11 protein-coding genes and 2 pseudogenes are annotated in these 13,366 nt (G+C 40.3%); 7 read left to right on the forward strand and 6 right to left on the reverse strand.

Annotation, left to right across the window (positions count from 1 at the left end; genetic code table 11):
* Window positions 1–6: 6 nt before the first annotated feature.
* From yyaC to B9L23_RS05275, 3 genes are all read right to left on the reverse strand, one after another.
* Window positions 7–564, reverse strand: coding sequence for a spore protease YyaC (yyaC, locus tag B9L23_RS05265; RefSeq protein ID WP_015863259.1), 558 nt, complete (start codon window positions 562–564; stop codon window positions 7–9).
* Window positions 565–633: 69 nt separating this feature from the next.
* On the reverse strand, window positions 634–1,305 hold the full coding sequence (locus tag B9L23_RS05270) for a GNAT family N-acetyltransferase (RefSeq protein ID WP_062753581.1): 672 nt from the start codon (window positions 1,303–1,305) through the stop codon (window positions 634–636).
* 96 nt (window positions 1,306–1,401) lie between these two features.
* A complete protein-coding gene (locus tag B9L23_RS05275; protein WP_062677478.1) occupies window positions 1,402–1,596 on the reverse strand; it encodes a YbxH family protein in 195 nt (64 codons plus the stop codon).
* 166 nt (window positions 1,597–1,762) lie between these two features.
* On the opposite strand from B9L23_RS05275, the gene B9L23_RS05280 reads away from it, so the two are divergent.
* From B9L23_RS05280 to odhB, 3 genes are all read left to right on the forward strand, one after another.
* On the forward strand, window positions 1,763–3,736 hold the full coding sequence (locus B9L23_RS05280; protein ID WP_089097001.1) for a methyl-accepting chemotaxis protein: 1,974 nt from the start codon (window positions 1,763–1,765) through the stop codon (window positions 3,734–3,736).
* A 299-nt stretch (window positions 3,737–4,035) separates the two neighbouring features.
* Entirely contained in the window at window positions 4,036–6,894 is a 2,859-nt protein-coding gene (locus tag B9L23_RS05285; protein WP_089097002.1) for a 2-oxoglutarate dehydrogenase E1 component, read from the forward strand.
* 25 nt (window positions 6,895–6,919) lie between these two features.
* Complete coding sequence (gene odhB, locus B9L23_RS05290; protein WP_062677454.1) at window positions 6,920–8,179, forward strand: 2-oxoglutarate dehydrogenase complex dihydrolipoyllysine-residue succinyltransferase; 1,260 nt, start codon at window positions 6,920–6,922, stop codon at window positions 8,177–8,179.
* A gap of 115 nt (window positions 8,180–8,294) precedes the next feature.
* Here odhB and B9L23_RS21640 read toward each other — a convergent pair.
* Window positions 8,295–8,429, reverse strand: a pseudogene (locus tag B9L23_RS21640) (RNA-guided endonuclease TnpB family protein); the annotation flags it as partial.
* Between B9L23_RS21640 and B9L23_RS05295 the strand changes: the two are divergent.
* A pseudogene (locus B9L23_RS05295) lies at window positions 8,419–9,264 on the forward strand (HAD-IC family P-type ATPase); the annotation flags it as partial. The pseudogenes B9L23_RS21640 and B9L23_RS05295 overlap by 11 nt on opposite strands.
* A 386-nt stretch (window positions 9,265–9,650) precedes the next feature.
* On the opposite strand, the gene B9L23_RS21645 reads toward B9L23_RS05295, so the two are convergent.
* Window positions 9,651–9,905, reverse strand: coding sequence for an ATP-binding protein (locus tag B9L23_RS21645; RefSeq protein WP_425439777.1), 255 nt, complete (start codon window positions 9,903–9,905; stop codon window positions 9,651–9,653).
* On the opposite strand from B9L23_RS21645, the gene ctaG reads away from it, so the two are divergent.
* The 3 genes from ctaG to B9L23_RS05310 all read left to right on the forward strand — a co-directional run bounded on the left by ctaG (window position 9,848) and on the right by B9L23_RS05310 (window position 12,538).
* Complete coding sequence (gene ctaG / locus B9L23_RS05300) at window positions 9,848–10,750, forward strand: cytochrome c oxidase assembly factor CtaG (protein WP_089097003.1); 903 nt, start codon at window positions 9,848–9,850, stop codon at window positions 10,748–10,750. The genes B9L23_RS21645 and ctaG overlap by 58 nt on opposite strands.
* 598 nt (window positions 10,751–11,348) lie before the next feature.
* Window positions 11,349–11,729, forward strand: coding sequence for a FixH family protein (locus B9L23_RS05305; RefSeq protein WP_047819299.1), 381 nt, complete (start codon window positions 11,349–11,351; stop codon window positions 11,727–11,729).
* Window positions 11,730–11,977: 248 nt separating this feature from the next.
* Window positions 11,978–12,538: an SCO family protein gene (locus B9L23_RS05310; RefSeq protein WP_089097004.1), complete on the forward strand. Its 561-nt coding sequence runs from the start codon at window positions 11,978–11,980 to the stop codon at window positions 12,536–12,538.
* A 91-nt stretch (window positions 12,539–12,629) separates the two neighbouring features.
* Here B9L23_RS05310 and B9L23_RS05315 read toward each other — a convergent pair whose 3' ends face one another.
* Entirely contained in the window at window positions 12,630–13,013 is a 384-nt protein-coding gene (locus B9L23_RS05315; RefSeq protein WP_089097005.1) for a transposase, read from the reverse strand.
* Between the last annotated feature and the right edge of the window lie 353 nt (window positions 13,014–13,366).

Below are 13,366 nucleotides of genomic sequence, written 5' to 3' on the forward strand. Positions count from 1 at the left end.
CCACCGCTAATTGTTTATAAGAATAGAAGATGTTGATTCATATCCAAATCGCTGCCGTACGGTAAGTGAAATTCCTAAAGCGATTGCTTTTGCCATTTGATAAACGATATGTAAATTCGTATATGGAAGTGTCGCAATGTCTTCACAATCTTCCATCATTACCCCCATAATGCTAATATCGCCGACAGAGGGAAGGTTTTTGTCAAGTGCAGAACCTGGAGTGAGTGCTCCATTACGGACGACAATGGTATGAATGTAGTCGGAAATGCCAACAACACTATCAATCGCTAGCGTATATGTCGAAGGTGAAGCAGGGAATTGCTTTACAATTTCTTTTATATTCGTCGCATCCACCGGTTGTTTTAAATTTCCAATAATAGTCATATGTTTTGGGTAAAGACCGGATAAAAGTGTTCCGACAAACGGTCCTAGACTGTCGCCATTAATGCGATTGCTGCCAATGCATAAAACGACAAGGTGATCAACGTATTCCGGAATAGATGAAAAAAGATAATTGCGAATAAGCAAAGGAGCTAGCGGGTTATCATAGAAAATTGGCTGCATTAGAAGTCGTTCCTTTCCATAATCCTTCCTTTTCTTATTCGCGATGACAGCAAGTAAATCCTTCTTGAATTATCCATGATGTTTGAATGGATTGCGCCATTCCATCAGCACTGCATAATTTAGCGACTCTTCATCTTCTAAATAGTTTTCAATCACTTGAAGCGGTGTACGGCCGCAACGCAATAAAAATGTAATGACAGGGTCCTTTAGTTCCCCTTTCAATACTTTTTCGAGATATTGTGTTGCTGATAAACGATCAGCGTGCCGATGATAACCAGGCATTCTCCCTCCGCCAAGAAGACGGTCTACATTCAAGCGGACGACAACTTCATACATCGACTGCATCAGCCATTTTCCAAGCCCAAGTTTTCGATAATTAGGGGAGACGCAAATATCGACAACATATAATGTGTTTCCATCGGGACGATGGTTGCGAATATAGCCGCCATCCGTTATTTCTTCCCACGTATGTGATGGATGTCTCGGGTCGAAATGAACGAGCAATCCCGTCATGGAACCGACAACACGGCCGTCTACTTCCACACAGAGTGCTCCTTCAGGAAATAGTGAAACATGATTGGTGAGCTGCTCCTCATTCCACCATAATTCTGATGGAAACGGCGGGGGAAAACTTTCTTGTTGAACGCGAATTAATTGCGAAAAATCATTTTTTGTATAATTTCGTATGATTGCTTTTTGTGGAACATCACCGTTAAATACATACAGTTCTTTTCGGTACATCGTTCTCCTCCTTTTTTATAAATCTATTATTTAACATCATATAGGAGTTATGGCAGGAACGGCAAGAAAAAACTGCTGTTTTCCACAGCAGTTTTGTTAATAAATCCCTCGCTTTTCCATATAATCATCAATTAATGTTTCGATTTGTTGTTCGTTCGGCTTTTCTCCTGCAAAAGTGAATGTTAATTCATCAACCAACACTCCATCCCGGTATACGTGCAATGCTCCTTTTTGATGAATGACGCTATATTCGATGTCGAATATATAGCCATCTCGCTCCATCGCCCCCATATCGTTCACTACCTTTTTATCAAACAGGATATGTTTTATATTGTTCCATTTCCGTTCGTATTATACTGTTATAAGAATTTGCTCCTATAGACGCACGACGATAGTCCCTTTTATAATAATACAAGGTTCGACAAAAAACGAGATACATAAAGGGGAGAAACTGGCTGTGTTCAAAACATTGCGGACGAAACTCATCGTATTAATGGCATTGTTAATGATTGTTTCATTAGTGGTTACCCAGATTGTCGGGGTCGTTGAAACGAAAAAAATGATCCAGCAAGATGCTGAAAAACGTGCGCAATCCATTATAAAAAGGGCGGTTGGGGATGTTCGTGACAGTTTTCAAAGCGAGGAAAATAGTTTGCTGCAATTTAGTGAATCACCTGTTGTAGCGAAAATGATCAAAGATCGCCATTCATGGCCAGCGCTTGACCAAGAATTTCGCACGTTTTTAAAAATCCACGAAAATGTTCAACTTGCTTATATTGGAACGGCTGATAAAAAAATGTATACGACGCCGGCAGCTGAGTTGCCTGACGGTTATGATCCAACATCGCGTCCATGGTATAAAAAAGCGGAAGAAAATCCGGACAAAGTAGTTTGGACAGAGCCTTACGTCGATGCAATAACGGGAAAGAATATTATTACATTGGCCAAGGCGGTAAAAGAAGGTGGTCGTGTTGTTGCTGTACTAGGAATTGATATGACATTAGATGAAGTTGCAAAAATTGTAAATAATATTGATGTTGGCTATCATGGATATCCAGTATTAGTTGATCAAAATGGAATTGCCGTTGTGCATCCGCAATATAAAGGAAAAGATATGTCGAAAAACGCTGCTGTCAAACATATGTTGAAAAATAAAAGTGGTTTATATACATATACGCTTGAAAACGAAAAGCGCCTTATGTATTTTACGACTATCCCTGAGCTAGGATGGAAAGTTGGCACCGTATATAAAGAGAAAGATTTATTTGCTGTCAGTCGATCGATTGCCACAAAAATGATGATCATTACGATTGTGGCTGTACTTATTGGCATCATCGCTATTTATTTTCTCGCCCGCTCCATCGTTAAGCCGGTAGTTGCACTTCAACACCAAGTGGAAAAAGTGGCGGAAGGCGATTTAACGGTGCACGTTCAAGTAAAATCAAAAGATGAAATCGGACAATTAGCGAATCATTTTAATCAGATGATTTCACAAATGCGGGCGCTGATCCACCAAGTCAATGAATCAGTAGCAGAACTAGCGGCTTCCGCTGATCATCTCAGCGCTGTTTCTGAGGAAACAATGGCGACAAGCGAACAAGTTGCAAGCGCCATTAACGATATTGCGAAAGGAACGACAGAGCAAGCAAGCGATTTAGATACGATCAATGAACGAACTACAGCGCTTTCGAAGCAGATTGAAACAGTTACGCAATCGGCGGCAAATATGCAAACATTATCGAATGAAACAAAAGAAGCTAGTTATAACGGGCTTGAAAATTTAAATGTGCTGCAATTAAAATCGGATGAGGCGAAAAAAGAACTATTGGCGGTTGAAAAAGTGATGAACGACTTAGTAGAAAAAATGAAACAAATTGATGAAGTGATCCAAACGATTACCGCTATTTCTGGACAAACGAATTTACTCGCTTTAAATGCCAGCATCGAAGCGGCAAGAGCAGGAGAACATGGAAAAGGATTTGCCGTTGTAGCGGAAGAAGTGCGTAAGTTAGCGGAACAATCAGCAAAAGCAACAGAGCTAATTCGTCAAACGATCGCTATGATTCAACAACAAGTCGATCTAGCGATGCAAGCGGTTAGTTATTCTAAAGATATGTACGAACAACAGCAACAATCTGTCCATACAACAGGGGATTCATTTGTAAAAATTACGGCAATGATGGAAGAATTAACGGCGGCTGTTGCTAATATTACAGATGAAGCAAACCGGATGAACGAAAGCAAAGATGTTGTGATCGAAGCAATGCAAAATATTTCTGCCATCGCTCAGCAATCTGCAGCAGCTACAGAGGAAGTGGCAGCATCAGCTGATGATCAGCTGCAAGCATTGAGTACAGTGACGGAATCGGCAGAAAAATTAAGTGACATGGGACGGCAGTTACAAAAATTAGTCGAAAAGTTTAAACTATAGTCTTTGCTTATTCCATTTGATCATTCTGCGGCAATACATATGTGTTGCCGCTTTTTTTCTTATGTTTTTAAACTCAATTTAAAAAAATAAGTATTATGTGATGATTTTTAGTTTTTAATCATCGATTTTAATGAATAATAATGTTAAAATATAGATTGAAAACGTTTATAACGTTATTTCTTTGTCTATTTGGGAACATGGATGTGAGCGGGTATCATCTCCGCTTCGTATTTACGCTATGCGTGCGAAGCCGGCTCGCAATCATCCCAAATGAATGAAATAGTTGGAGGTTTTTCATAATGACAAAGCAAACGATGCACTACGCAGAACCATGGAGTCAATTTTATGGCCCGAACCTTGGATACGTGATGGAAATGTATGAGCAGTATCTAGAGGATCCGGACAGCGTAGATCCCGAATTGAAACAATTGTTTAAGGAGTGGGGAGCACCGACAACGGAAGCAGAACGGTTTGAGCATAGTGGGAGTGTCGCAAAAACTTATCAAACGTTCCGGCTTCCTGAGAATCCAACCATATTCAGCAAACTTGTTGCTGCTGTAAAACTAGCTGATAAAATTCGCCATTATGGCCATCTAGCAGCAGATATCAACCCATTAAATACCCAAAATAAAGATACGCACCGTATTGAATTAAGCGAATTTGATTTAACGGAAGATGATTTAAAACAAATTCCTGTCGCATTTATTTGTCCGCATGCGCCTGCGCATGTGAAAAATGGATTGGATGCCATTAACCATTTGCGGAAAATATACACGGATAAAATCGCTTTCGAATTTTCACAAGTACATAACTTAGAAGAAAGAAATTGGTTAATTACCCAAATTGAATCAGGAGCATATTACCCAAGTCTGACAAACGAGGAAAAAGTGGCGTTGCTCCGCCGCCTTACGGAAGTGGAAGGGTTTGAAAAGTTCCTTCATCGTACGTTTGTCGGCCAAAAACGTTTCTCGATCGAAGGATTAGATTCGATGGTTCCACTATTAGACGAACTTGTCCGCAATTCCATTGAAGAAGAAGTGAAAGCGGTTAATATCGGCATGGCGCATCGCGGCCGCTTAAACGTGCTTGCTCACGTCCTTGGAAAGCCATATGAAATGATTTTTGCTGAGTTCCAACATGCGGAAAGCAAAGATTTCATTCCGTCGGAAGGATCGGTAGCGATTACATATGGCTGGACGGGAGATGTGAAATATCATTTAGGGGCAGCTCGCCGTCTTCGAAACAAAAATGAGCATACGATGAGAATTACATTGGCAAACAACCCAAGCCATCTAGAAGTGGTTAATCCTGTTGTTTTAGGGTTTACGCGTGCTGCTCAAGAGGATCGCACGAACGCGGGCGTGCCGTCTCAAGATACCGATTCGTCGTTTGCTATTATGATTCACGGAGACGCGGCATTTCCTGGGCAAGGAATTGTAGCCGAAACACTAAACTTAAGCCGTTTGCAAGGATATCAGACAGGCGGATCGATTCATATTATTGCGAATAATATGATCGGTTTCACAACAGAAAGCCATGATTCTCGTTCTACGAAATATGCATCTGATATTGCAAAAGGTTTTGAAATACCGATTGTGCATGTGAATGCCGACGATCCGGAAGCATGTTTAGCAGCGGCGAACCTTGCGTTTGCCTATCGTAAGCGTTTTAAAAAAGATTTTGTTATCGATTTAATTGGCTACCGCCGTTTTGGTCATAACGAAATGGACGAACCGATGGCGACAAACCCAACAATGTATAGCATTATTCAACAACATCCAACCGTTCGTCAACTTTATGCGCAAAAGTTGATTGAAAAAGGAATTGTTACTAAAGAAGCTGTAGAAGAGATGGAACGAGAAGTTGCGGAACGATTGAAAATCGCGTATGAAAAAGTTCCAAAAGATGAGTCAAAACTTGATTTTATCATGGATCCGCCGAAACCGGTAGCATGCAAATTGCCATTTGTAAAAACATCGGTAGAAAAAGATGTATTGCGCCGATTGAATAAAGAACTGTTGCAGTTTCCTTCTGATTTCCATGTATTTAATAAGTTAGAACGCATCTTAAAGCGCCGTGAAGGCGTGTTTGACGGCAAAGGGAAAATTGACTGGGCGCACGCGGAGATTCTTGCCTTTGCAACAATTTTGCGTGATGGTGTTCCAATCCGTCTTACTGGCCAAGATTCACAGCGCGGTACGTTCGCCCAACGTCATCTTGTGTTGCATGATATGAAAACAGGTAAAGAATTTGTTCCGCTTCACCATATTAGCGATGCGAACGCTTCATTCGTTGTTTACAATAGTCCGCTGACAGAAGCGGCAGTGCTTGGTTACGAATATGGGTATAACGTCTTTGCGCCGGAAACGCTCGTTTTATGGGAAGCACAATTTGGCGATTTCGCGAATATGGCACAAGTGATGTTTGATCAGTTTATTTCATCTGGACGGGCGAAATGGGGACAAAAATCCGGTCTTGTTATGTTGCTTCCACACGGGTATGAAGGACAAGGTCCGGAACATTCAAGCGGTCGTTTAGAACGGTTTTTACAACTAGCAGCGGAAAATAACTGGACGGTAGCCAACTTGTCAACTGCCGCTCAATATTTCCATATTTTGCGTCGACAAGCCAGTATTTTACAGCGGGAGGAAGTTCGTCCATTAGTGCTGATGACGCCAAAAAGCTTGTTGCGCCATCCGTTAGCGGCATCTGATGCGGAAGAGTTTACGAATGGTCAATTCCATCCTGTGCTTGAACAAAAGGGACTTGGCGAAAACCGTGAAAAAGTAGAAAGAATTATTTTAAGCACTGGAAAATTGACGATTGATTTGGCAGAACAAATCAACAAAATGGAAGGGCTAGACTGGCTTCACGTCGTGCGCGTAGAAGAATTGTACCCATTCCCGAAAGAAGAACTCCAAGCAATTTTTGCTCGCTATCCAAACGTAAAGGAAATTGTATGGGTTCAGGAAGAACCGCAAAACATGGGAAGCTGGTGTTATGTCGAACCGAGATTGCGTGAAATTGCTCCAGAAGGAGTAGATGTAAGCTACATTGGCAGACGCAGACGGGCAAGCCCTGCAGAAGGTGATCCTGTCGTTCATCGAAAAGAGCAAGAGCGTATTATTCAATGTGCATTAACGAAAAAAGAGCAATAATGCAAGATTTGAGGAGGGCATCAACGTGGCTGAAGTCAAAGTTCCAGAATTAGCAGAATCTATTACAGAAGGGACCATTGCGCAATGGTTGAAAAAACCTGGTGATCATGTAGAAAAAGGTGAATCGATTTGCGAATTGGAAACAGATAAAGTGAATGTAGAAATCATGGCTGAGGAATCAGGAGTATTGCAACAAATTTTAGCAAACGAAGGCGACACTGTCGCAGTAGGCCAGGCTATTGCAGTGATCGGCGAAGGACAGGAAGCTGCGCCTAGCAATCAAGAAGAACCAAAACAAGCAGCACCAGAAAACCTACAAGCGACAAACGTGCAAGCAGAGGAAATCGAAAAACAGCCGTTATCGGCTAGTCAGCCGACGCAGCGTCCGATTGCTTCACCGGCGGCGCGAAAAATCGCGAGAGAAAAAGGAATCGACTTGGCGCAAGTTCCTACCGTTGACCCGTTAGGACGGGTTCGTAAACAAGATGTGGAGTCATTTGCGCAACAACAATCAAGACCACAAGCAACCCTAACAACACCGGTTCAGCAACCGACTCCATCAGTAGTGAAGCAAGATGATGGGAAGCCAGTGATCCGTGAAAAAATGTCGCGCCGCCGCCAGACAATTGCTAAACGCTTATTAGAAGTGACACAATCTACGGCGATGTTGACAACGTTTAATGAAATTGATATGTCAGCTGTCATCGAATTACGAAAACGGAAAAAAGATAAATTTTTCGAAGAACACGACGTGCGTCTTGGATTTATGTCTTTCTTCGTGAAGGCAGCTGTGGCAGCATTGAAAAAATATCCTTATGTGAATGCCGAAATTCAAGGTGACGAAATTATTTTGAAAAAATACTATGATATTGGGGTTGCTGTTTCAACGGACGAAGGCTTAGTCGTTCCAGTGGTGCGGGACTGCGATCGGAAAAATTTTGCCGAAATCGAAAGAGATATTGCTGAATTGGCGGCAAAAGCGCGCAGCAATAAACTATCGCTAAGCGATTTGCAAGGAGGAACGTTTACCATTACAAACGGCGGGGTATTCGGTTCGCTCTTCTCTACTCCGCTTCTTAACGGACCGCAAGTTGGTATTTTAGGCATGCATTCGATCAAGCTTCGTCCGGTTGCGATTGACGAAGAACGAATCGAGAACCGCCCAATGATGTATGTGGCGCTATCATATGACCATCGAATTATTGACGGAAAAGAAGCAGTCGGCTTCTTAAAAACGGTAAAAGACTTGATCGAAAATCCAGAAGACCTTCTATTAGAAAGCTGATAAAAAGGAGGCAGGCTCCAAAAAACGCTTTTGGAGCCGCCTCTTTTTTCGTTCATGGGAAATAATGAGCAGCTGTCAACTACCCAACGGCTAAAGCCGTGGGCTTGCAACTAGCCTAATTGGCTGCCGCGTTCGGCTGGTTGACAGCAGCCCTGCGGATGTTTTCCGCAGCCACGTTGTCGGCAGGGGCAGCGTACCCACAAGCTCGACAACAAAACTGATCCCTTGACGGTCTGTTTACAGCAGCCATTGAAAAAGGCTCACAACATCCACTTGCTTCCGCCATTATAAGAAAAGCAGAAGAAGATGGATTGAATTTTAATGATGTATCGGTTGAAGAATTCCAATCCATTACAGGTAAAGGTGTAAAAGCCAAAGTAAATAACGAAATGTATTATGTCGGAAGTCCAGGTCTTTTTGAAGAACTTCTTCCAAATGGTATCCAATCAAAAATAAAAGAACAAATTACAGATCTTCAAACACAAGGGAAAACGGTCATGGCGTTAGGAACGGAAAAAGAAATTCTGGCGTTAATTGCCGTGGCAGACGAAATAAGAGAATCATCCAAAGAGGTTATTCGAAAACTGCATCAAGTCGGTATTGAAAAAACGGTGATGCTGACAGGAGATAACCAAAGAACAGCCGAAGCCATCGGAAAACAAGTCGGCGTTTCCGATATTAAAGCCGATTTACTTCCAGAAGATAAACTGAATTTCATTAAAGAGCTTCGCGACAAGTATCAAAGCGTCGCAATGGTTGGGGATGGTGTGAACGATGCACCAGCTCTTGCAGCCGCAACCGTTGGTGTGGCGATGGGCGGTGCTGGAACCGATACAGCCCTCGAAACAGCCGATATTGCTTTAATGTCTGATGATTTAAGTAAGTTGCCATATACGATTAAATTGAGCCGAAAAGCTTTAGCAATTATTAAGCAAAACATTACCTTCTCTTTGGGCATTAAGGCATTGGCGTTACTGTTAATTGTACCTGGCTGGTTAACACTTTGGTTAGCGATATTTGCCGATATGGGAGCAACATTAATCGTAACATTAAACAGCATGCGATTGCTAAAAGTTAAAGAATAAACTTTGTGTTCAAAAAATGTAAGGGATGCCATTTGGTTATCCTTTTTTCATGATAAAGATATTTCTTTAATCAACTCCTATGGAAGAACGAATGAACTTCCATCATCTGTGATGTCGCGAAGCGATGCATGGGTGGCTAACGGGAATCAATAGTAACATAATAAGATAAGAATTTTTGTTGTTTTGACAATAAAAATGACAATGACAAAAAGCTCGGCTATTTGCCGAGCTTTCCAGTCTGAGATAATCTTATTATCTTTTACTTTGATAAAAATAATATAATTGTTATATTTATGGTAAAATTGGAATATCAAGTGTACATTGACAGAATTCTATATGGTTTATGTATATTGGACATAAACTTAATATTGTTTTTATATTAAAGGTCAGAATATGGGCATGATGAAATAATCAATGATGGCGGCGGTTAAACGTTTATCTTCGAATACCGTATTCCACTGTCCAAATTCCGAGTTTGACGTTACTAAGCTGAGTTTTTCATATGTACAAGCTGGTTGATTGATAGCGCTTAACAATAGGTGTGTATCATAATGAAAAGAGAAAGAATTGAGGTGATATGAGGATGGCATCTTTAAGCATGTTTGGTTTTGTTGCGTTATGGAGTCCTTATTTCCTTGCATTTCTATTGTTGATTACGTGTCTGTATTTTATGATTGTTGGGCCTTGGAGAACTCGTTTTACAAAGGAAGGACCGCCAACGCGCAAGCAGAAAGCATATTTTGTCACCGGTATTGTATTTCTTTATATTTCTCTCGGTTCGCCGGTTGATTTGCTTGGTCGTTTGATTTTTAGCGCACATATGATACAAATGGCAATATTAAGTTTTATGGCTCCACCATTACTTATTTTAGGAATACCAAATTGGTTGTTTGAGAGGCTTTTCGAAATTCGGCCATTAAAGGCGGCAGTAACGCTTTTGACAAAGCCGCTTGTTGCGGTTGTTTTATTTAACAGCTTGTTCTCATTTTATCACGTTCCATTTATTTTTGACTTAGCGAACAGCAATGCGCTTTATCATGCGGTAATTACCACGATGATTTTTATCGCTGCATGGATGATGTGGTGGCCTCTCCTTAATAAAATGCCGGGCTGGCAGTCTCTTAGCGGCCTTAAGAAAATAGGCTATATTTTTGCAGACGGCGCTTTATTAACTCCGGCGTGCGCCTTAATTATTTTTGCGGGGAAACCGCTATATGCAACTTATTACGATCCGCAAATGTGGTTGAAGTCGCTTGCTCTTTGCGTTCCTGCCGATACATTAGCTTCTCTTGATTTAACAGGACCAGAGATGTTCTTTTCCGTTCCGCTTCTTTACGATCAGCAGCTTGGCGGGATATTAATGAAAATTATTCAAGAAATTATTTATGGCATAATGCTCTTTTTCGCCTTTAGGGAATGGTACCGAAAAGAGAAGGAAAAAGAAAAATTGGAAACTGCTGCATTGTCACAACCTTCTGAGTGGTAATGTTTTATCGAAATGTTTTAATGGTAAAATGCTGGATAATCAACACTTATAATAAGATGACACAAAGAAGAACAGGATATGGTAATATTCATTGCCAATTTTACCGACCATTAGGACGATCTGTATTGTCATAGCGCAGCATTAGGAGAGTAATCGATATTGGGATAACTGGCAAGGCTCTTTTTTATGGAGGCTATTCTGCACTTTTACGCCGCCGACTTATGTACTTTTATGGTTCTTACGTTCTTTTGGTGAAAAGTCGATATTAATTGAGAATGATAAGCTAAAAAATTCCAATTTACACACTAATTTTCTTAATTAGTCCTTTCCTATTCACCAAGATTATGTAAGAACCACTTTTATTCTGTCAGATAGCAACAATTCATTCGCCCATTCGCCATTTTGTAGCCTTTATATTTTACATACAATCAGTGATATTTTATATATGAATATATATTCATTTAATAATATTGTATTGTGCATGGAAATTTCTTTATTGTTGGTTTTTAGCCACATTCCATAACAGAACAAAGCCATTTTATGAAGTAAAATAATATAAGACATTACTTACTTAAGGAGGTTTTCAATAGTGTTAAAAATGAAAAAGTTATTCGGGGTGGCTTTAATAAGCCTTTTTGTACTTGGAGGGTGTAGTCAGGAAAAAGAAGAAGCCCCAGAATTGATTGAAGTAAAATTTAAAACAATTCCAGAGACTATAAAAGTCAATAAAGAGGTGGAATTAGTCGCCACTGTTACTCAAGGAACAGAAAAAGTAGAAGATGCTGATGAAGTCACATTTGAAATTTGGAAGGAAGGACAAACGAAAGACCAACATAAAAAAATTGAAGCGAAACACGCTAAAAATGGTGAATACAAGGCTACTTATGTCTTTAAAGAAACAGGGAAGTACTATGTCATTTCACACACAACGGCTAGAGGAATGCATAATATGCCTAAAAACGAAGTAATTGTAAAGTGAAAAAACTCACTAAAGAAACTTCAGCTTATCAATTTATGGACAAGCTAAAGTTCCTCGCGGGCGGTGGCGATTGTCCATGCTATACGCAAGCATGACTGAAACGGCTGAAACAGGTGCTTATAGAAGCGACGGGATATTCGCATATCGATATTGTCGAGATGACGCCGATTATTTCGATTTATATCAGATCCGGAGTACTCAGGATCATGTATGATACGAACGAAGAGAGAGGATAGGTGAAGGTAAAGATGAAACGAATGTTGCTTCTTCTTTCCATCGTATTGCTAGCCGCGTGCGGAAAAACGATTCCGGACGCCAAAAATTGGCCGGTAGATGATTTTACATTTACGGACCAAAATGGTCAGTCATTTGGCTTGTCAGATTTAAAAGGAAAAGTATGGGTCGCTGATTTTATTTTTACCAACTGTGAAACCGTCTGTCCGCCAATGACAGCGAATATGGCGAAGTTGCAGGATATGGTGAAAGAGGAAGGACTTGATGTCGAATTTGTATCCTTTAGTGTTGATCCAGAAGTAGATACACCGGAAAAGTTAAAAGAATATGCGAAAAAATTTAATGCCGATTTGTCAAATTGGCACTTCCTTACTGGTTACAGTCAGGAAGAAATCGAAACATTTGCCCGAAAAAACTTTAAAGCTATTGTACAAAAGCCAAAACAAGGCGATCAAGTGATTCACGGTACCGATTTTTACCTTGTTGATCAGCAAGGGAAAATCGTGAAATATTACAGCGGTATAAGTAATGTTCCTTATGAAGAGATTATTAAACATATTAAGGCTTTACAGTAAAAAAGGTAAAAAAGAAGGAGACTGACTCAAAAGGCCGCTAAAAGCGGCCTTTCAGTCAGCCTTTTTTATGACTAAGATATGCTTCCTGTTTCTAACCGAACGCGCAATGCAAATCGTTGGATGTTTCGATATCCAATGCCCGTTGTTTGATCAGTTTTAATTTATTATTTGTCCCTTCCATGATGCTGTTCGAATAAGAGAAAAGGGTACGCAAAAGTAATGCTTCTCGTCGAGTGACAAGCGTTTTGGCAATACTTTTTACTGCAGCACAATCGTTAAAGAGATAATGATCGAACCATTGCTTAAGGCGAATGTCTGTTTGCTTCTTCGTTTCACTTTTGAGTACGTAACGAAGATGTTGAAGCGATTGGTACAAGCGATGTAATGGAGCGTCTTCTTGACACCACTCTCGTATTTTTTTGTCGTTCTTCTTCCGTAAGATGTTCCGTACGTTGACTAAGCAACCGAGTGACATGTCAAACGATTCCGTGCTTCGTTCTACCTTTAGAGAAATTAGCAACTATATTGAAATTAATGCCCGAGGTAATCACAACCTTGGGCAAATTCTTTATGTTAACCAATTATTTTATACTCACCATTAGACCAAAATAAGTACAAACTATAAATAACAATCCACAAACTACTGCAAAATACGGCTTCATCTTTTTGTAAAAGCTTAAAAATATCATCACTAAAAACATAAAACCAAAGAGTATTAAGAAGAATCCTTCAATAGAAAACATTAGTTTTAGATTAACAGGAGTGATAATCGTTTTGCCAATTATGTATTCAAGCCACTTGGATGCTCCCTCAGATTTGACCATAAAA

Origin of the sequence: Parageobacillus galactosidasius (assembly GCF_002217735.1) — a bacterium.
GTDB lineage: Bacteria > Bacillota > Bacilli > Bacillales > Anoxybacillaceae > Parageobacillus_B > Parageobacillus_B toebii.